The sequence below is a fragment of the Rhizobium sp. HT1-10 genome (genome assembly GCF_049472505.1).
In the GTDB taxonomy this organism is placed as follows: domain Bacteria; phylum Pseudomonadota; class Alphaproteobacteria; order Rhizobiales; family Rhizobiaceae; genus Rhizobium.
The window spans coordinates 182287-203058 of the sequence record NZ_JBCEBQ010000010.1; the positions used below are offsets into that span (position 1 = coordinate 182287).

The 20772-nt window shown below is 62.1% G+C and carries 17 protein-coding genes; 16 read left to right on the plus strand and 1 reads right to left on the minus strand.

Annotation, left to right across the window (positions count from 1 at the left end; all coding sequences use genetic code 11):
- Positions 1–184 precede the first annotated feature (184 nt).
- From VH564_RS21835 to VH564_RS21855, 5 genes are all read left to right on the plus strand, one after another.
- A complete protein-coding gene (locus VH564_RS21835) occupies positions 185–1390 on the plus strand; it encodes an ROK family protein (protein ID WP_423341952.1) in 1206 nt (401 codons plus the stop codon).
- Positions 1391–1426: 36 nt separating this feature from the next.
- Positions 1427–2527, plus strand: coding sequence for a Gfo/Idh/MocA family protein (locus VH564_RS21840; protein WP_423341953.1), 1101 nt, complete (start codon positions 1427–1429; stop codon positions 2525–2527).
- A 17-nt stretch (positions 2528–2544) separates the two neighbouring features.
- Positions 2545–3186 (plus strand): ThuA domain-containing protein, encoded by a 642-nt coding sequence (locus tag VH564_RS21845; RefSeq protein ID WP_423341954.1) that lies wholly within the window; start codon positions 2545–2547, stop codon positions 3184–3186.
- Positions 3187–3356: 170 nt separating this feature from the next.
- On the plus strand, positions 3357–4208 hold the full coding sequence (locus tag VH564_RS21850) for a formate/nitrite transporter family protein (RefSeq protein ID WP_423341955.1): 852 nt from the start codon (positions 3357–3359) through the stop codon (positions 4206–4208).
- Positions 4209–4293: 85 nt separating this feature from the next.
- Positions 4294–4884, plus strand: a complete 591-nt coding sequence (locus tag VH564_RS21855; protein ID WP_423342002.1) for an NADPH-dependent FMN reductase — start codon at positions 4294–4296, stop codon at positions 4882–4884.
- Positions 4885–5012: 128 nt separating this feature from the next.
- On the opposite strand, the gene VH564_RS21860 is transcribed toward VH564_RS21855, so the two are convergent.
- Positions 5013–5675, minus strand: coding sequence for a GntR family transcriptional regulator (locus VH564_RS21860; protein WP_423342003.1), 663 nt, complete (start codon positions 5673–5675; stop codon positions 5013–5015).
- 339 nt (positions 5676–6014) lie between these two features.
- On the opposite strand from VH564_RS21860, the gene VH564_RS21865 reads away from it, so the two are divergent.
- The 11 genes from VH564_RS21865 (at position 6015) to VH564_RS21915 (ending at position 20674) form a co-directional block, all read left to right on the plus strand.
- On the plus strand, positions 6015–6782 hold the full coding sequence (locus VH564_RS21865) for a LamB/YcsF family protein (RefSeq protein WP_423341956.1): 768 nt from the start codon (positions 6015–6017) through the stop codon (positions 6780–6782).
- The gene (pxpB, locus tag VH564_RS21870) at positions 6779–8428 is read left to right on the plus strand and encodes a 5-oxoprolinase subunit PxpB (protein ID WP_423341957.1); all 1650 of its coding nucleotides are present in this window, start codon (positions 6779–6781) and stop codon (positions 8426–8428) included. The genes VH564_RS21865 and pxpB overlap by 4 nt, the downstream gene beginning before the upstream one ends.
- Positions 8425–10203 carry an acetyl/propionyl/methylcrotonyl-CoA carboxylase subunit alpha gene (locus tag VH564_RS21875; protein ID WP_423341958.1) on the plus strand — a complete coding sequence of 593 codons (1779 nt, stop codon included), beginning with the start codon at positions 8425–8427 and terminating at the stop codon, positions 10201–10203. The genes pxpB and VH564_RS21875 overlap by 4 nt, the downstream gene beginning before the upstream one ends.
- Positions 10200–12020 (plus strand): ABC transporter ATP-binding protein, encoded by a 1821-nt coding sequence (locus VH564_RS21880; RefSeq protein WP_423341959.1) that lies wholly within the window; start codon positions 10200–10202, stop codon positions 12018–12020. The genes VH564_RS21875 and VH564_RS21880 overlap by 4 nt, the downstream gene beginning before the upstream one ends.
- Positions 12021–12058: 38 nt before the next feature.
- On the plus strand, positions 12059–13594 hold the full coding sequence (locus VH564_RS21885; protein ID WP_423341960.1) for an ABC transporter substrate-binding protein: 1536 nt from the start codon (positions 12059–12061) through the stop codon (positions 13592–13594).
- A 118-nt stretch (positions 13595–13712) separates the two neighbouring features.
- A complete protein-coding gene (locus VH564_RS21890; protein ID WP_423341961.1) occupies positions 13713–14636 on the plus strand; it encodes an ABC transporter permease in 924 nt (307 codons plus the stop codon).
- Between the two features lie 5 nt (positions 14637–14641).
- Positions 14642–15490 (plus strand): ABC transporter permease, encoded by an 849-nt coding sequence (locus VH564_RS21895; RefSeq protein WP_423341962.1) that lies wholly within the window; start codon positions 14642–14644, stop codon positions 15488–15490.
- Between the two features lie 4 nt (positions 15491–15494).
- Positions 15495–17222 (plus strand): M14 family metallopeptidase, encoded by a 1728-nt coding sequence (locus tag VH564_RS21900; RefSeq protein ID WP_423341963.1) that lies wholly within the window; start codon positions 15495–15497, stop codon positions 17220–17222.
- Between the two features lie 189 nt (positions 17223–17411).
- Positions 17412–18365 (plus strand): glycosyltransferase family 2 protein, encoded by a 954-nt coding sequence (locus VH564_RS21905; protein ID WP_423341964.1) that lies wholly within the window; start codon positions 17412–17414, stop codon positions 18363–18365.
- Complete coding sequence (locus tag VH564_RS21910) at positions 18362–19195, plus strand: ChbG/HpnK family deacetylase (RefSeq protein WP_423341965.1); 834 nt, start codon at positions 18362–18364, stop codon at positions 19193–19195. The genes VH564_RS21905 and VH564_RS21910 overlap by 4 nt, the downstream gene beginning before the upstream one ends.
- A 78-nt stretch (positions 19196–19273) precedes the next feature.
- Complete coding sequence (locus tag VH564_RS21915) at positions 19274–20674, plus strand: ArnT family glycosyltransferase (protein ID WP_423341966.1); 1401 nt, start codon at positions 19274–19276, stop codon at positions 20672–20674.
- Positions 20675–20772: the final 98 nt, after the last annotated feature.

The following is a 20772-nucleotide window of genomic DNA, read 5'->3' on the forward strand; positions in this document are numbered from 1 at the left end:
AATGACAAGTCCTCACCATTTTTCCCTTATGCGGATTAAATCAACGCAGTTTTGCTCGGTTGTCAATCGACAAACGCAATTTTTAGGCAGATGCGCTTGACACTGATCAAGCAAGCGGGCTTATTTAATTCATGATCCGGCAAAAATGTGTCGCCGGCGCGTGTCCCACAGGCTGCTCGTCCCCATGAAAACCGCCGACCCAGAACTGATGCGGGCGATCAATCGCTTTAGCATTCTCGACACGATCCGCAGGGCAGGTCCGCTTGCCCGGGTCGAGATCAGCGAAAGGACCCAGCTGTCGACGACGACTGTCTCTGCCATCACGGCCGCCCTCCTCGATGACGGGTTGATCCTCGCCCGACACGAGGGCGACCTCCGCAATGCTGCGGCGCGGGGTCGCCCGCGCGTTGCCCTGGAGCTTAACCCGGCTGCCGCGCGGGTCGTCGGCGCGAAGATCGCAGCGGATCGGATGGTCTTCGTCGTGACCAATTTTTGCGGCATGGTGCTGTCACGGCAGACCCTGGCGCTGCGCGTCGACCGCCAACCCATCAGCGTGATCGCCGATCTGATCGAAGACGGGGTCCGTCGCTGCGTGGTCGATGCCGACCTGTCCCTGACCGAAATCGATCTCGTCTGTCTCGGGTTGCCTGGCGTCATCGAGCATCGCACTGGCCATGTCCGCACCAGCCCGATCTTCCGCGAGACCGGGGTCGATTTCGCCAAGGAAATGTCGCAGCGGCTGGGTATCACCACGATCGTCGAGAGCGACGCCCATGCGATCACGCTTGCCCATCACTGGTTCGGCCAGGCGCGTGATCTCGATGACGTGATCGTCGTTTCGCTCGAAAAGACCTTGGGACTGGGCGTCTTGCACGGAGGCCAGTTGTTCCGGGGCGCGGGCGGGCTCAGCCACAACCTTGGTGATCTCGTCGTCGGCATGGGGCCGGAAGGCGCAATCCGGCTCGCCAGTCAGGCGGGCGAAAGCGCAATTTTTGGAGCGCATGCGGGCAGCGGACGCTTCGCCGAGGCGGTTCGGCTGGGTCGTGGCATGGCCCATGCCCAGACGCTGATCGCCGGGGAAGACAACGACCTGATCGTCGCTGCCACGCGTGCCGGGGCGGCCTGCGGCATGGCGCTGGCCAACATCGTCACGATGTTTGCGCCGCCGCGCGTCATACTGGTCGGCTCCACCCTGGCTTTGGGGGCGCCGTTCCTCGATAGCCTCAGACAGGCCTACGCGGCTGCGATCCCGCCGTCCATTCAGGGTGTCGCGGAACTGGTTGTCGATCAGTCAACGGACGAGACCTGGGCTCAGGGTGCCGCCGTCGTTGCCCTTCGCGAACTCTACGAATCCCCTTGGAGCACCACCGGCCCTGCGCCGGCGCTCTGATCAGCAGCAACAGGAAATATCTGGGAGGAGACATCCATGGAAAAGGTCGGCATCGGCATCATCGGCTGCGGCAATATTTCGAGCGCCTATCTGACGGCGATGAAATCGTTCCCCATCCTCAACATCAGGGGTATTGCGGACCTTAACCCCGAGCTGGCTGCGGCAAAGGCTGCGGAGTTCGGGGTCAAGGCCGTCGACGGGGCGGCGCTGTTTGCCGATCCGACAGTCGAGATCATTGTCAACCTGACGATCCCCAAGGCGCACGTTGCCGTCGGCCTCCAGGCGCTCGATGCCGGCAAGCATACCTATTCGGAAAAGCCGCTTGGCATCAATTTCTCCGAGGGCAACAGGCTTGCGGAGGCGGCAGCGGCCAAGGGCCTGAGGATCGGGGCTGCGCCCGATACCTTTCTCGGCGGCGGCCATCAGACGGCGCGGGCGATGATCGACGAGGGACTGATCGGACAGCCGGTCGGCGGCACGGCCACCTTCATGTGCCCGGGCCACGAGCGCTGGCACCCGAACCCAGCCTTCTACTACGAAGTCGGCGGTGGCCCGATGCTCGACATGGGCCCCTATTACATCACCGATCTCGTCAATCTGCTCGGGCCGGTATCGCAGGTCGCCGGCTTTGCCGTTTCGCCGCGCAAGGAGCGCATCATCACCAGCGAGCCGCGCAACGGCGAGCGCATCCCGGTCGAGGTGGCAACGCATGTGGCGGGCGTGATGGCCTTTGCCAATGGTGCCGTCGTCCAGATCGGCATGAGCTTCGATGTCGCTGGCCATAAGCACGTGCCGATCGAAGTCTATGGCACGGAAGGCACGCTGATCGTGCCTGATCCCAACCGTTTCGAAGGGCCGGTAGAATATCTGAAGAAGGGCGGCACCTTCGAGACCCATAGCGTCACCGCGCCTTATGCCGACGGCAACTTCCGCTCTCTCGGCGTTGCCGACATGGCCCATGCCATCCGCTCCAACCGGCCGCACAGGGCGAACGGCAGCCTCGCACTTCATGTGCTTGAAGTCATGGAAGCCTTCCAGACAGCCTCAGATACCGGCCAAACGGTTGCTATCACCACAAAAACGGAACGTCCCGATGCGTTGTCCACGTCTCTCGTGGACGGGCTGATCGGTCGATAATCAAGGGAGAAGATCACATGCGCGAAGCACTTATCGTCTGGGGCGGCTGGAGCGGCCACGAACCCCAGGAATGCGCCCTCGTCGTGCGCGACATGCTGGAGGAGGACGGCTTCAAGGTCTATCTGGAAAACTCCACGGAGGCCTTTGCCGATCCGTCCATACACGATCTCAGTCTCATCGTGCCGATCGTGACGATGTCGAAGATCGAGAAGGAGGAGGTCAAGAACCTGGCCAGCGCCATCGAAGGCGGTGTCGGCATAGCCGGCTATCACGGCGGGGCTGGCGACAGCTTCCGCGACAGTGTCGAATACCAGTTCATCATCGGTGGACAGTGGGTGGCACATCCCGGAAATATCATCGACTATACGGTGAATATCACCCGGGGCGATGATCCGATCATGGCGGGCATCGAAGACTTTCCTTACACATCCGAGCAATATTACATGCACGTCGACCCGTCGAATGAAGTGCTTGCGACCACGACCTTCACAGGTGAGCATGCCTACTGGATCGACGGGGTCGTCATGCCGGTGGCCTGGAAGCGGCATTATGGCAAGGGTCGAGTGTTCTATTCCGCGCTCGGCCACCAGGCCAAAGAGTTTTCAGTGCCACAGATGAACACGATCTTCCGTCGAGGAATGAATTGGGCTGCCCGCTGATCCTGCTGGGCGGCAAAGCCTCGAGGTGAGGATCGGGAAAACCTTCAGCCGCCGGTGCTATCCCCGGTGGCTGAAGCTTCTCTGGCGCCTTGACGAAATGGCATTCTCCGCCATCTCCTGCCCCTATCAATTGGTCCGGCGGCAACGTCCGGCAAGGCAAGGGGACGTGTTTGGCCGACGACAGGAAAAGTGCCGAAGAGGCTTTGCCGTCCAACAAGATGTCGGAGGAGGACAAGCGCTCGGTCGACGCGCTTAATTCCGCGTCTGCGAAGGTGGTCCATGAGGTGGTTCGTCTGCAAGGTGACGAGGAGCTCGCTCGACCGATCCGCTCGCTGCTTTTTTCCGGCTTTGCTGCTGGCGTTGCGATCAGCACGTCGGTCCTTGCCGAAGCTTTTCTTCAGGCGCGTCTGCCCGATACCGCCTGGCGCGAACTGATCGTCGCCCTCGGATACCCCGTCGGCTTCGTCATCGTCATTCTCGGCAAGCTGCAGCTTTTCACCGAAACCACGGTGACGGCGGTCCTACCGTTGGCGACGAATTTCACCCTGCGTAATTTCGGACGATTGATGCGGCTGTGGATGGCGGTCTTCCTGGCAAACATGGCAGGCACGTTCTTCGTGGCGGCACTGATCGCCTATGGCATCATCGTCGAACCTGATAATCTGAACAGCGCTGTCGAATTATCGAAGGCGGTCCTTCAACACGACTTCCTGACGACGCTGTTGTTGGCAACGCCTGCCGGATTTCTGGTGGCCTCCGTTGCCTGGATGATGCCGAACGCGCGCGGCGGTGAGTTCTGGATCATCTTTTTCGTCACCTACATCATCGCCATCGGTGGCTTCAGCCATGTCGTGGCGGGTTCGACTGAAGCCTGGATACTTGTGTTGTCGGGACAAACCAGCTTCTTGACCGCCGTCGGCGGTTTCCTACTGCCGGCCTTGATCGGCAACATCATCGGCGGCACCGGCCTTTTCGCAGTGGTTGCCCATGGCCAGGTTCGTGACGAAATCAAGACAACGTAGCCGGACTGGACGCCAGCAATCCCTGTCGGGTGTGCTAGGCTGCGCTCTCTAGGTCGGGAAAAGAAAGTCGCAATTGGACGAGGTTATCATGCGGAAAATTCTGGTATTATACGGCTCTTACCGCTCCGACCGCAAAGGAATTCGCTTGGCGAACTTCCTTGTCGAAGAACTGCGCAAGGCAGGAAACGACGCAGAATTGATCGATGCCAAGGCAGTCGGATTGCCGATCCTCGACCGAATGTACAAGGAATATCCCAAAGGCGAGGCTCCGGCCAACCTCGAGGTCCTGGCCGACAAAATCAAGGCTGCGGATGCCTTTATGTTCGTTGTGGGTGAGTATAATTGGGGCGTTCAACCTGGTTTGAAAAACCTCACTGACCATTTCCTGGAGGAATGGTTCTGGCGACCGGCTGCGATAGCAAGCTACTCCGCCGGTCGGCTTGCCGGCGTAAGGGCTGCGATGGCTTGGCGGAATACTCTGTCTGAAATGGGAATGGTCGTGGTTTCCAGCTCATTGGCCGTGCCGCAAATCTCAACTGCTTTCGATGACGCTGCGGAACTTGTTGCAGATCCCGGCGGCAGCATCGGACGTTCGACGAACCAGATGATTGGCGATCTAATCTGGTGGACCGACGCCGCGACGGCGCAAAGAGCGTCTGTGAAAACGCCCTACTGAACTAACTTTAGCGACGCAGCGAGGGCCCTTGAGGAAGCCGACCAGAACCGGCTAATCTTGACGAACATGCCATCATTGGTGACCCGCGGCTTAGAGGCGAGGCGTGACCCGCCCGATCCCTTTCTTCCTCAGCCTTTGGTCGGCAGCCGGCCGTAGGCGCTCATGATGAAGCGTTCGGCCTGATTGAGGTATGCCTCCATGGTTGCGGCAGCCTCTGCAGGCTTTCCCTCCTCGAACTCGGTCAGGATCTTCAGGTTCTGGTCGATAAAGGGAGCATGCAGGAACTCAGGGTCCCGCAATAGCCCGAACACCAGGCGTAGTTCCAGAGAGACCTCGAAGAAGAATGCCGAAAGGCGAGGGCTATCGGCGAGGTCGACGATGGCCGCGTGAAACGCGATATCGGCGCTACCGACGCCCAACCAGTCGGCCTCGATCCTGCAATGACGGGCGGCCTCGACTGCGGCACGCATCTTCCTGGCGCTGGGATGGCTTGGATGCGCCTGCGCCAGAGCCGGACACTCGACCATGCGGCGTATGCGGTAGATGTCCATGATCGTCGACATGCTGGGCGTGGTGACAAAGACGCCGCGGTTGGCCTCGTGGCGCAGCAGGCCTTCCTTGGTGAGCATGCGGAACACCTCGCGCAACGTGTTGCGCGAGACCTGCATCTCCTCGCTCAGCGCAATTTCCGAAAGGTGACTGCCGGGTGTGAGGCGCCCGGAGACGACCTGATCGCGAATTCGGGCCGCGATTGTTTCGGCCAAGGTCTGACCCGACGCCTGGCTCGACACCAACGCAACCCCCTGCCTCTCGGCCCCGGGGGCGAAAACCGTCTCTGCTGCTTCGGTGGAACTGGTCATCTCATCTCGTTTGTCTGGACACCTGTCTTAGGCGCGCACATTCTGCCGGACTTGTTTCCATTCCCAGCCGATTTCTCATTCGTCGTTCATCCACACTGCCTTAGGCGCATTGGCGCTGCAACATCAATGGCGAAGGCCTAGAGATGGCTGCACAACAAGATGGCATTCGCTCACTTGTAGGGCAATGTGCAAATATTGTTCAACACTCTGGACAGGATTGTTCTCCCTTGCTAGCATCGGGGCTTAATTATGGCGGGGATGTTTTCGCGCATGCGGACAATCGACCTCAACAGTGATCTCGGCGAAAGCTTCGGCCCTTGGAAAATGGGGGACGATGAGGCTGTGATTGACGTCGTCACCAGCGCCAATGTCGCTTGTGGTTTTCACGCAGGCGATCCCGCTGGCATTTTAAGGACGTTGCGGGCGGCCGCCGCGCGGGGCGTTGCCGTCGGCGCCCATGTCGGCTACCGAGACCTGGCAGGCTTCGGCCGGCGAAACATGGACCCGACGAGCGACGAGCTCATCGGCGATGTCATCTATCAGATCGGTGCGCTGAAGGGGCTTGCCCAAGCTGCCGGAACGCGCGTCACCTACGTTAAGCCCCACGGTGCGCTCTACAATACGATTGCCACCGACGCGCGCCAGGCCGACGACGTGATTGCCGCTATTCAGGCGGTGGATCCGGAACTGGTGCTGATGGCATTGGCCGGTTCACCTCTGGTGGCACAGGCGAAAGGCGCAGGCCTTCGGGTAATCGAGGAAGCCTTCGCCGACCGCGCCTACACCTCCGATGGCCATCTCGTGTCGCGCCGCCAAGAAGGCGCAGTGCTTCATGATGCCGAAGAGGTGGCTCGCCGCATGGTAAGGCTCGTGCGCGAAGGGGTCATCGATTCCATCGACGGCAAGCCGACGCGGATCAAAGCCCAGAGCATCTGCGTGCATGGCGACAGCCCCGGCGCGGTCGAGATGGCACGATGCCTGCGGCTGCGGCTGCAGGAGGCCGGGCTCGTGTTGCGTGCCTTTGTGGACAACGCATGAGTGAGGCAGCTCCGGATCATCGGGTGGCCGATGGCAATCGCATTCTGCCCATGCGGGACGATTGCGTGCTTGTCGAACTCGCCGATCTTGAGGAGACGCTAGCGCTCTATGACGCCCTCAGGCATCAAGCCATTTCCGGCGTCCGCCAGCTCATTCCGGCCGCCCGCACCCTGATGATCGAGTTCGATCCTTCAGTCGTCACCACGGCGATGTTGCAAGCCGTCATCCTCGACCTCAGCGGATCGGTCGCCAAGGCAGCCGAAGGCCCGCTGGTGGAGATTCCTGTGCTTTATGACGGCGAGGATCTATCAGAGGTCGCCGCTCTGCTTTCGATCTCGCGAGAGGAAGTCGTCCGGTTGCACACCGGACATGACTACCTCGTCGCCTTTACAGGCTTCGCTCCGGGATTTGCCTATCTTGCGAAGGGCGACCCGCGCCTGAACGTGCCGCGCCGGCAATCGCCGCGCACGATGGTCCCTGCTGGTTCGGTCGGGCTTGCCGGTGCCTTTAGCGGCATCTACCCGAAGGCAAGTCCCGGCGGCTGGCAGCTCATCGGCAGAACGCCGCTCGATATGTTCGACCTCGGGCGCGAGCCGACTTCGCTGCTGCAGCCGGGCCAGCGCGTACGCTTCCGCGATATGGCAACCGATCGAGCATGCACGGTCGAGACCAAGTCTTCCGGCAGCTCGTTTCCCACCCGAACGGCCGCCGCCGCAGGCAGCGCCGGCAGCGCCATCGAGATCGTCGCCATCGGACTTCCCGTTCTCTTCCAGGATTGCGGGCGTCCCGGCCTGGTATCCCAGGGCATCGGTCGCTCCGGCGCGGCCGATCGTGCGAGTTTTGCGGCCGCCAATCGGCTTGTCGGCAACCCGGATAATACTGTCGTGCTGGAAATGACGCTGGGGGGTCTCTCCTTCCGTCTGCGCGGGCAGGGGGTCATGGCAATGACGGGCGCAGAGGCGAAGATTTCCGTGGCGACCGGCAAGGGTGATGCCATCGAGGTCGCGCATCACCGCGCCTTTGCGGTGGAGGATGGCGACGTGGTGACGGTCGGCACCGTGATGTCGGGTATGCGCAGCTACCTGTCCGTGCGCGGCGGCTTCGATATCGCAGCGGTCCTGGACAGCCGCGCGACAGACATGCTGGCGCAGATTGGCCCGGAACCGTTGAAGGTCGGCGAGGTCATCCAGATCTGCGATGTGGCCGTCGGCGCCTCGGTTGCGCTTTCAGACGGACTGGCATTTGAAATGCCGAAGGCGGATGAAACCGTCTGTCTCGACGTCGTGCTCGGTCCACGGACGGACTGGTTCACACCGGACGCCGTCGCGCGATTTCTCGCACAGGATTGGACGGTTTCGCCCCAAACGAGCCGCGTCGGCATGCGCCTCGAGGGCGAGCCACTTGAGCGGAGCATCGTTTCGGAACTGCCGAGCGAAGCCACAATCCGCGGCGCTATCCAGGTGCCGGCGAGCGGCCAGCCGGTCCTGTTCCTGGTCGATCATCCGCTGACCGGAGGATATCCGGTGATTGCCAATGTCGCCGCCCATCATCTCGACCTTGCGGGGCAGATCCCAGTCGGTACGCGCATCCGCTTTGTCGCGACCGCTCCCTTTGCCCCGCAGCTGATAGCAGGAAGACAGCGATGAAAAAGGTGCTGATAGCCAACCGCGGCGAAATCGCCGTTCGCATCATCCGGGCCTGCCGCGACTACGGCCTTGCCTCGGTCGCCGTCTATGCGGACGCGGATGTCGACGCGCTGTTCGTTCGCCTTGCCGACGAGGCCTATGCGCTTCAGGGGTCGAGCCCGAAGGAGACCTATCTCGACATCGACAAGCTGGTCGCCGCAGCCCACCGCGCCGGAGCGGATGCGGTGCATCCGGGTTACGGCTTCCTGTCGGAAAACGCGCGCTTTGCCGCTGCCGTCATGGCCGCCGGGCTCACCTGGATCGGCCCGGACCCTGAAGTCATCGAGGCGCTTGGCGACAAGCTGCGGGCGCGCGACATCGCCCGCTCCGTCGGGGCTCCGCTGGTGGCCGGCAGCGATGGCGCGATTTCCAGCTCCACTGAGGCACTGGCTTTTGCCCGCCGGTTCGGCCTGCCGATTGCGATCAAGGCATCCCACGGCGGCGGCGGACGCGGCATCAAGATCGCGCGGCATCTGGACGAGGTCGAAGACCTGTTCAATTCGGCAACGCGCGAGGCTGTCGCCGCCTTCGGGCGCGGCGAATGCTATGTCGAGCAGTTTCTTGAGCGTCCGCGCCATATCGAGGCGCAGGTTCTTGCCGACCGCCACGGCACCGTGCTCGTGGTCGGCACGCGTGACTGCTCGCTGCAGCGCCGCAACCAGAAACTGGTCGAGGAAGCACCGGCGCCCTTCCTGTCCGACGCTGCGCGCGACGTCATTCACAAGGCTGCCCGGGATATCTGCCAGGCGGCAGGTTATGTCGGGGCCGGCACGGTGGAGTTCCTGTTGAGCGCCGATGGCGTCATTTCTTTCCTCGAGGTCAACACGCGCCTGCAGGTGGAGCATCCGGTGACGGAGGAGACCACAGGCCTCGATCTCGTGCTGGAGCAGTTTCGCATTGCCGAGGGAAAGCCGCTCGGCCTCACCGAGACGCCGGCGCCGCGCGGCCATGCCATCGAATTCCGCATCAACATCGAGGACCCGGCGCGTGGCTTCCTGCCGTTTGCCGGCCGGATTGCGCGGTTCGCACCGCCGTCCGGTCCGGGCGTCCGGCTCGACACCGGTGTTGTGAGCGGCGCAGACGTGGCGCCGATGTTCGATTCGCTTGTCGCCAAGCTGATCGTCTGGGGGCCTGATCGCGCCCAAGCGATTGCCCGTGCCCGCCGCGCCCTGGCCGAGTTCGAAATAGACGGTGTGCCGTCGGTGCTGCCTTTCCACCGTGCCGTGCTTGCCCATCCGGATTTCGCCGGCCCTGATTTCAGGGTTCATACGCGCTGGATCGAAACCGATTTCGCGGACGAGCTGGAAAGGCAGCACCGTCCGGAGCCTGTGGCCGCAGAAGAGACGTTGTGCGGTCATGTCGAGATCGACGGCAAGCGCGTCGAGCTGCGCCTGCCAGCCTCCTTCCTCAGCCTGCTTGGACGCGCACCGGCAAACAACGGCGAACGGGCCGCCCCGGAGCCTGTGGACGACACGGCACTGCGCGCTCCGCTCCCCGGAAACCTCGCCCATTGGATCGTGTCGAACGGCGACCATGTGGACCAGGGAAGCGTGGTTGCCATGATGGACGCGATGAAGATGGAGACGGCCGTCACTGCGCCCCGGTCGGGCATTCTCGCCATTGCCGCGCAAGCCGGCACCTTCCAGCCCGCCGGTGCCATTCTCGCCCATATCGCGCCGGCCCCGGCCGAGCCTTCCACCCCCAATGCCGGCTCCCGGCCGGAGGCGCTGTCATGACCGCGACCGTAGATCGCATGCCCCTGCTTTCGATCGAAGGTCTGAGCGTCGAGTTCGGCGGCAACCGCGTCGTGGACGGCGTGTCTTTCGCCGTTTCGCCCGGGCGCACCGTGGCCGTGGTTGGCGAATCCGGCTCCGGCAAATCCGTCACCTCTCTCTCGATCATGCGGCTTGCTGACATCATGGGCGCGACGTTTGCCGAAGGTCGCATCCTGTTTGGCGGGCGCGACCTCTTGAAGACCTCAGACAAGGACATGCGGCGCATTCGCGGCAAGGAGATCGCCATGATCTTCCAGGAGCCGATGACCTCGCTGAACCCGGTTTTCACCATCGGCGACCAGATCTGCGAAGTACTGCTGCTGCATGAAGACATAAGCAAGTCGGCAGCCACAGCAGAGGCGCGCCGCCTGCTCGACATGGTCCGGCTGCCCGATTCGGAACAGCTGCTGAAGCGCTATCCGCACCAGCTTTCCGGCGGCATGCGCCAGCGGGTGATGATTGCGATGGCGCTCGCCTGCCGGCCGAAGCTGCTGATCGCCGACGAACCGACCACGGCGCTCGATGTCACCATCCAGGCGCAGATCCTCACCATCCTGCGTGATCTCCAGTCGGAGCTCGGCATGGGCATGATCTTCATCACCCACGACATGGGCGTGGTGGCCGAGATGGCCGACGACGTCGTGGTCATGTGGAAGGGAAAAAAGGTCGAGGAAGGCCCGGTGGCCGAGATCTTCGCCAATCCGAAGCATCCCTATACCCGCGCGCTTCTCGCCGCCGTGCCGCGTCTGGGCAGCATGGAAGGCCAGGACTTTCCCAAGCGCATGCCGTTTACCGTGCTTGAAGACGGCAAGCCCGTTCTCGTCGGAAACGAGCGCGTGCAGGACACGGCCCGCTACGACGGCCCGCCGCTCCTGTCGGTCAAGGATCTCTCCGTCACCTTCGATATCCGCAAAACCATGCTCGGCAGGGTGACGCATCGGCTGAACGCGGTGTCGAGGGTCAGCTTCGATATCTATCCCGGCGAGACGCTGGCACTGGTCGGCGAATCCGGCTCCGGCAAATCCACCATCGGGCGCACCATCCAGCAGCTGCAGAAAAGCCGCTCCGGCGATATCGCCTTCAATGGCAAGCCGTTCGCGAGCATGTCGGCGGCGGAACGCTTTCGCCTGCGCAAGGATGTGCAGTATATCTTCCAGGACCCGTTCGCCTCGCTCGATCCGCGCAAGACCGTCGGCTTCTCGATTGCCGAGCCGATCAACACCCATGGGCTGCTGTCCGGCAAGGCTGTGCGCCAACGGGTCGACGAACTGCTGGAGCGCGTCGGCCTGACATCGGCCCAAGCGGACCGCTATCCGCACGAGTTCTCCGGAGGCCAGCGCCAGCGTGTCTGCATTGCCCGTGCGCTCGCCTCCGACCCCAAGCTGATCATCGCCGATGAAGCCCTGTCGGCGCTCGATGTGTCGATCCAGGCACAGATCATCGCGCTGTTCATGGACCTGCAGGCCGAGCGGGGCCTCGCCTACCTGTTCATCAGTCACGATATGGCCGTGGTGGAGGAGATCAGCCACCGGGTCGCCGTGCTCTATCTCGGCCAAATCATGGAAATGGGCAGCCGCCGCCAGGTGTTCGAAACGCCCCAGCACGACTACACCCGCCGCCTGCTGTCCGCCGTGCCCGTCGCCGATCCCGGACGCGGCCGCAGCACGACACTGATCGAGGGCGAGATCCCAAATCCCGTCCATAAGGTCGGCGAGGAACCCGATATCTTCCACCACGAGGAAATAAACCCAGGCCATTTCATCGCGAGACGAGCCTGAAACCTGCGAACAATCGCAAGCATCAAGAGGAACAGCACATGCACAGTCTCAAGCGCGGCCTGACCGCCACCTTCATGGCCCTTGCCCTTTCCGGCACGGCCTTCTACGCCGCGCCGGCGGCGGCTGCCGGCAAGATGACGATCTCGTCGCCGCAGGATCCGGGCAGCTGGGACCCGATCGATACGTTTCTGGTGCAGTGGGCCTCGGTCGCCACCAACATCTTCGACGGACTGACCTATCGCGGCCCCGATCTCAAGGTCGTGCCCGGCCTTGCCGAATCCTGGGAAGAGCTGGACGAGGGCAAGCGCATTCGTTTCAAGCTGCGCCACAACGTGAAATTCCACGATGGCGAAGATTTTAATGCGGAAGCAGTAAAATTCACCTTCGAGCGCCTGCTGGGCGAGCAGGGTGCCAAGGGCCCGCAGCGCTCCAACTACACCTCTATCGAAAGCGTTGCGGTCGTTGACGACTACACGGTGGACATGAAGCTGAAGGCTCCCGATCCGGTGCTGTTGACCAAGCTTGCCGGCTACGGCGCGATGATCGTTCCGCCGAAATACATCCAGGAAAAAGGCGAGGACAACTTCAACACCCATCCGGTCGGCACCGGCCCGTTCAAGTTCGTCTCCTACCAGCCTAAGGTCAACATCGTACTCGAAGCCAACCCGGACTACTGGGGCGGTGCGCCAAAGCTGTCGCAGCTCGAGTTCCGCTTCATCTCGGAGCCGGCGACCGCCGTCGCCGAACTGCAGGCCGGCCGCGTCGATCTCGTCATTCCGCCGACCATTCCAATCGGCATGATCCCGGTGATTGCAGGTGATCCGAAGCTGGAAGTCGTCAGCGTTCCCGGCCCGACCGTCGATGCGCTCCGCTTCAACACCCGTGACGGCATCACCGCCGATCCGAAGGTGCGCAAGGCCATCATCATGGCCGTCGACCGCTCCACGATCGTGAACTCCATCCTGGCCGGCCAGGCCTCGGAGATCGTCAGCTTCCAGAGCTCGCTATCCTTCGGCTACGACAAGGACCTCAAGGGTCTGCCCTACGATCCGGCCGCCGCCAAGAAGCTTCTTGCAGAGGCTGGCGTGAAGCCGGGTGCGACGCTGCAGATCGATATCCGCGGCAATGACACGACCATGAACGAAGTGGCGCAGGTCGTCGCCAGCTACCTGCAGATGGTCGGCATCACCGCCACCATCAAGCCTTACGAGACCAACGTGCTGCTGAACGACATCATCCCGCAGGGCAAGACCGGCGGCATGTTCCAGCAGAAGTGGGGCGGCTGGACCTTCGATTTCGACAACACCGCCTATGCGATGTACCACTCGGGCGAAAAGTGGAACCCCTATGACAAGGATGCAACCCTCGACAAGCTGCTGGAATCGCAGCGCCCGCTGACAGACAAGGCCGCACGCGAAAAGATCCTGAAGGAAGTCGCAAGCTACGCAGCCGACCGGGCGCTCGAACTGCCGCTCTACAACAGCAAGTCGATCTACGGCATTTCCAAGCGCGTGAAGGGTTTCATTGCACCGCCGGACAACCGCTTGAAGCTGACCGACGTCACCGTCGAGTAGGACGCTCCGACAACAACAGCGCCGCCGGATCTGGCGGCGCTGTGCCCGGACAAAATGGATTGAGCGTCTCTGTGTCTCCGTAAGACGTCGAGATGTTTGAGCGCGAAGGACGAAGAACGTGGTCGGTTTCCTTATCAAGCGTGTGCTGCAGGCGATCTTCGTGGTGATTGCCATCACGCTCATCGTCTCTTTCGCCATTCGCCTCTCGGGCGATCCGGCGACGATGATGTTCCAGGGCAGCGGCAGCATGACCGAGGAGGATCTGGCCCGCATAAGGGCAGCACTCGGCACCGATCAGCCGTTCATCGTCCAGTATCTGAACTTCCTCAAGGGCCTGGTGACGCTCGATTTCGGTCGCAGCTTCACCGGCGGCACGCCGGTCTCGCTGCTGATCGGCAACGCCCTGCCGGCAACGCTGCTGCTTGCCTTCATCACCATGGCGGTGTCTATCGTCCTGTCCATTCCGCTGGGTATCAAGGCCGCCACTGCCAAAGGCAAGGGCGCCGACCAGGCCATCCGCATTCTGTCGCTGATCGGCTTGTCGTTTCCGAACTTCTGGCTAGCGACCATGATGGTCTTGCTGTTTTCCATCGCGCTGGGCTGGCTGCCGCCGAGCGGCATGTCGGGGGCTGAAAGCTATGTGATGCCGGCGCTTACCATGGGCATCATCCTCACCGCCACCAATGTGCGCCTCGTGCGCACCTCGATGCTGGAGACGCTGCAGTCGCAATATGTGATGGTGGCGCGGGCCAAGGGCCTCAGCGAAACCAAGGTGCTCTACAAGCACGCGCTGCGCAACTGCGCCATCCCGCTCATCACCTATTTCGGCCTGCAGTTTGGCGGGCTTCTCGGCGGCATCGTCGTGATCGAGCGGGTCTTCAACTGGCCGGGCCTGGGCACGCTCGCCTTCGATGCGGTATCGGCCCGTGACTACCCTGTCCTGCAGGCCGTCATCACCGTTCTGTCGCTGCTGATCGTCGGCATCAATCTCCTGGTCGATATCGCCTATGGGCTTGTCGATCCGCGCATCCGTACGGAGTAAATCAGATGGCCACCGCCACATCTCGCCGCTCGCGTTATGCCAGCCTCGAATTCATTCTCGGCGCCGCGCTGACACTGGTCATCTGCGTCTCCGTGCTGTTGTCCGACGTGCTCTTTCCCGGCGGTGCCGACCGCCTCGACCTGATGGCGCGCCTGATGAGGCCCTTTGTCAGCCTTGCTCACCCTTTCGGCACCGATCCGCTGGGGCGCGATGTCCTCGCCCGGGTGGTCGCCGGCGGCAAGATCTCGCTGCTGGTCGGCTTTACTTCGGTTGCCGGCGCCGTCGTCTTCGGCGTCGTGATGGGGCTGGTGGCCGGCTATTATCGCGGCTTCTGGGACATGCTCGTCATGCGCTTTGCCGATATCCAGCTGGCCTTGCCGTTCATCCTGCTCGCCATCACCTTCATCGCCATCGTCGGCGGCAGCCTGACCAACACCATCGTTCTGCTGATCGTCTCGCAATGGGTCCAGTATGCGCGCCTGGTGCGCGGCTCCGTGCTGACATTGCGCGAACGGGAATTCATCCTGTCGGCCCGCGCCATCGGGGTCGCCGACTGGCGCATCATCTTCCAGCACCTGTTGCCGAACCTGATCGGCCCGGTCATCGTGCTCACCACCCTCAATGTCGCCAACAACATTCTTCTCGAAAGCAGCCTAACCTTCCTCGGCCTCGGCGTCGACCCCACCATTCCGAGCTGGGGCGGCATGTTGGCCGACGGGCGCACCTACCTCCAGACCGCCTGGTGGGTCAGCGTCTTTCCGGGCCTTGCTATCCTCTTGACGGTGCTTGGCCTCAATCTTCTCGGCGACTGGCTGCGCGACAGCCTCGATCCGACCGGCAGAACCTCGAGGTAGCACCATGATCGAGATCTTTCAGCACAGCGTCATGCGCACGCTGGACCAGCTTCCCACAACCCCCGGCGCACGCTACGAGGCCTGGACCTTCGACGATGCCAAAAGCCGCAGAGCGCACGAAATCAGGCTCGAAGCACTGGGCGTCACCGCGCGCATCCGGAGCGCCAACAAGCCCCTGCTCACCTTCTTCCTCGAGGACGTCGATATTTCCGGCGTCGAGAGCATAGAGATCCGCTATCCCGTGCATCCCGCAGCGCCGGAAAACCGTTTCCGGCTGGAGGCCTATCCGCTTGCGGCGCTGGTCGGGGATGCCAGGATTGACTTCATTCCCCGCGCCGACGACACCCTTGCCTACGATGTCACGCTGCTGCGCGCCGGCAAGACGGAAACCCACCGCGTCCTCGCCCCAAACCGCCTGCACCGCGACATCGTGGGAGAAACCAACCTGTCGCCCACCGGCTGGCTGCGTCACGCCGGCACGGACGAGGGAGAGCGGCTGGAGACGGACTACGAGGCGCTGTTCGAAGCGGCTGTCGGCGCCGTCGCCGGTCATGCTTGGGGCTCGGAGGAGCCCTATTTCGAGGAGCTCAATATCCGCGTCGACCATCCGGCCGAGGACGAGCCGCTCCACATCGGCCACGAGGTGCTCAGCCTTCGCGAAGCGCTGCACGAGGATCTCTATTTTTCCCTGCTGGAATTCTTCCAGCACAAATCCGGCCGTCCGCTCGGCGACCGCGGCCTGAAGCCCGGCCAGATCGTCCCTGAAATCGTCAAAAGCAAGGGACCTATCTCCGTGACGATCTCGACGCGTAGCTTCTCGACGGATTTTCAGGACGGAGCCGACCAGCCGATCGATACCGCCAAGGAGCCGCTTGTCGCACGCCAGATCGCCGACAAACTGGAGGCGATTGGCGGGCATGCGTTTGCGGCACGCGCCCGCTCCGGCCGCACGGTGTCGGCGCGATACATCCGCGGTCGCGATTTGCCTGTCATGATCAGCGCCGGCCAGCATCCGAACGAGACATCCGGCATCGTCGGCGCTCTGCGCGCAGCCGCGCAATTAAAGGCCCGTCCGGGCGCCCACTTCACCCTTTCCCCCTTGGAAAACCCCGATGGCTACGCGGTGCATCAGCGCCTGCGGCGCGACAATCCCTTCCACATGCACCACGCTGCCCGCTACACCGCGCTCGGCGACGATCTGGAATACCGCACGGTGGAAAATGCCGGCCCCCATCTGAACGAGAAGCAGATCAGGCTCGAAGCGCAAGCGCTGAGCGGCGCTCAACTGCATGTCAACCTGCACGGCTATCCAAGCCACGAATGGACACGGCCGCTCTCCGGCTACGTGCCGCGCGGCTTCGGTATGTGGACACTGCCGAAGGGTTTCTTCCTCATCATGCGCCATCATCCCGAGTGGGAAGAGCGTTCCGAAATGCTGCTGGACCGCGTCACGCGCCATCTCGGACAGATCCCCGGCCTGCTGGCCTACAACGACCGGCAGATCGCCCTCTACGAGATTCATGCCGGCGAAACGGGCTTTCGGATCATCAACGGCTTTCCCTGCCTGTGCTCGGTGGACGACCGCCACACCGTGCCGATGACGCTGATCACCGAATATCCCGACGAAACCATCTATGGCGACGATTTCATCGCCGGCCACACGGCGCAGATGGAAACCGTGCTCTCCGCCTACGATGCCTGGCAGGAGATCGCGGCGGCCGAGACCGCCTGATCGCCCATAGCTTCCCAACGCGATGTAAGTCCCGATGACGGAATGCGCTGCCTCGGGCTGATCGCCGGTAACGTCGGCCAATATAGCTGGCGTTTCGGGCCGTAATTCAGTTCCGTTTCATCTACCCGGCCTAGCAAGCGCTGCATCTTTGCTGCCTGCGCTCTTGCACGGCCCTATGACGGAACTCCAATGCCGACCCTTTCTCTCGTCGCGCCTTTTCTTAATGAGCAAGAATCCGTGACGGATTTTGCACGATTTACCAAAAGATTGGGCTGCGACATCAAGAAGCGTTTCAATCTCGATCTCGAGGTGGTGCTGGTCGATGATGGCAGCACCGACGACAGTGTCGTGCGCTATCGGAATGCGCTGGAGGGAAATTGGCGGATCGTCGAACTCAGCCGCAATTTCGGCAAGGAAATCGCGCTGTTCTCGGGCATCGAGGAAAGCAAGGGCGATTTCGTCCTGATGGTGGATGCCGATCTTCAGCATACTTTTTCAGTATGCATGGAGTTGATCAATGAACTCCTGGCCGATGATGAGCTGGATGTCGTCTACTCGGTTCGGGCGGACAGGCTGGAAGAGTCCCGGTCGAAGGCTGTGTTCAGCAAGCTCTTCTACCGCCTGATAAATGCGGGCCAACGCTTCACCATTCCGGAAAACGCAGGTGACTTCCGCATCATGCGCCGTGAAGCGGCCGAGGCGCTCCGCACCATCCGCGACAAGCGCCGGTTCAACAAGGGGCTCTATGCCTGGATGGGGTTCCGGCAAAAGGGGATCCTCTACACGCCATCTCCACGGACATCCGGCAGCACCAAATGGTCCAAGATGGGTCTGGCAGCGCTTTCGCTTGAGGGCATCACTTCCTTCTCGGCCGTGCCCCTTCGCATCATGTCGGTGATCGGCGTAATCATCGGGCTTCTCGGTGTCATGTACGGCGCCGAGATTGTGGTGAAAGGCCTGATATTCGACACGGATGTTCCCGGCTATCCGAGCCTGATGGCTTCCATCTCGGTGCTGGGCGGCTTCAATCTGGCCCTCCTCGGGCTGCTGGGAGAGTATATCTGGGTCACCATCGGCGAGGTAAAGGATCGTCCGCTGTACATCGTGCGACGGATCCATCGTTCAGGTGGGAAACCGCAATGAACGGTCGCATCAATGTGATCGCCGACGATTATGGGTTGTCCGACGGAATAGGCAGTGCCGTTCGGGACCTCATCGAGAACGGCAAGATCACCGGCACGAGTTGCATGACCATTTTCCCCGAATGGAACGAGCAAGCGTCGCTCCTCAGGAAAATGCCAACGTCATCCCGTGCCGATATAGGCCTTCATCTGACGCTGACGGATTTCGCGGCAATTTCACGTCCGACCGAGGCCTGGACCATGCCTCCGCTCGGCGGGCTGATCGCCAGAAGCTATCTCGGTCGGCTCGATCAGGCGACGATCGATGCAGAACTCGACGCCCAACTGCAGCGGTTCGTCGAGGAAATGGGAAGGCTTCCCGATTTCATTGACGGCCACCAGCATATCCACTTTCTGCCGACCGTCCGCTCATGGCTGGAGACGCGGCGGGAACGCCTGAGGCTTGCCGACAGGCTACCCTGGCTGCGAGGCGCACCAAACTTCCGGGCTGGAAACAGTCGCGCCATCAGGGCGAAGATTGCGCTGGTGAGCCTCATTGCCGCCGGCTTCGATCGACGCATGGCGGCTGCCGGGTTTTCGATTCGCGGGCCTTTGGTCGGATTCTATGACTGGAAGCGGCCAAGCGGGTTTCGCAGTGTCATGGGCCAGTTGGAGGAAGGTCTAGCCGACGGTTCCGTCGTCATGTGTCATCCCGGCCTGGTGGACCCTGTCCTCGTAAACCGGGACAGGATGATCGAGGCAAGGCCAGTGGAATTCCAGGCACTGGCTAGAACCTCCGGTTTCAGAGAGCTCGACCTCTGCCGCGCAAGCGGAAGCCGCTTTGAACCCTAGCAGACTTGCTGCGTGTCGCCGGAGCCTGATGGCCTCGAATGGCGTCCAAAAAATAAGATCGCTCGAAAGAACCGTACCATGAACAAAGACCGCATGATCGCCTATGGGCTGATCCTCTTGCTGATTGTGCGACTGCTTGCCATGGTCTGGGTGCCGCTGACGGATCCGACAGAAGCGCGCTATGCCGAAATCGCCCGCAAGATGGTCGAGACCGGTAATTGGATCACGCCGCAGTTTGACTACGGCATTCCGTTCTGGGCCAAGCCGCCCCTTCACACCTGGCTATCTGCCCTGGGGATCGCGGCCTTTGGCCCGACGGCATTTGCGGCCCGGCTCGGCATTTTGCTGGCGACCATCGCCACGCTAGCCATTCTCTGGCGATGGGGCTGTGCGGTCTCCACCCGGAGAACTGCCTCCGTCGCCGTGCTGATGACGGCGAGCTCCGGCCTGTTTTTTGTCTCTGCGGCCTTTGTTCAGACCGACATGGTTCTGACGCTGGGCGTGGTTGCCAGCATGGCCGGCTTCTACGGCGGACTGAAGGGCGAGCGCCGCTGGGGCTGGCTGTTTTTCCTGGGGATCGCAATCGGGCTTCTGGGCAAGGGGCCTGTTGCCGTCGTCCTCTCGTCCTTTCCCATTCTAGTCTGGATGGCGTGGCGCGGCGGCTGGAGGGACCTTCGTCGATTGCCTTGGGTCGGTGGGATCGCATTGTGCACGGTGCTCGTTGTCCCTTGGTATGTCCTGGCGGAAGCCGCCACGCCGGGCTTTCTTCGCTACTTCCTGATCGGCGAGCACATCGAGCGTTTCCTGCAGCCCGGCTGGACTGGAGATCTCTATGGCTCAGGTCGCGAACATCCCAAGGGGACGATCTGGCTGTTCTGGATCGTCGCGACGTTGCCATGGAGCCCACTTCTGCCGCTCCTGATCTGGCGTCAACGAAAGGCGTCGCTGGCCAAAGACGATGGGCTTGGCCTGTACCTGTTGCTGTTTGCGCTCACCCCGCTGATATTCTTCACGGCAGCCGCAAACATCCTGATTGCCTACGTTCTCCCGGGCGTGCCGGCGGCAGCGCTGCTGGCCGCCATCCGCTGGAGGCAGGCAGGCGGCAAAGGCGCCAACTGGCTGGTTTTTGGCGTAGGGGAGATTGTCATTATCGCCGTCGGTCTGATTGCCATTTCTCTTCCGGCTCTCAACACCTCGCTCCTGCCCAGCGAGGAGCGCCTGCTCGACAACTATTCCGCCTCCCACCGCATCGCCATGCTCTACCCGCGCAGCTTCTCGGCTGAGTTCTATACAAGAGGCAAAATCGTCAAACTGAAAACCGTCGACGAACTGGCCGCATGGCTCGCACCTGGGGATGAGGTCTTGGTGCATAGAGACGAGCAAGGCATGGTTGAGGCGCGCCTCGGCGCGACGCTCGAACCTGTTGCTGCAGACAAGGATTACATGTTGTTTGTCTGCAGGTCAGGCGTGGGGACGTAATATCCATGCCCTGTGCAGCAGCTTTCCGCGATTTAAATCGCTTGGCGGCTGCGGCAAAATCGCGACGCTGACGAAAGGTCGCGGGGGCTACCCGCCGC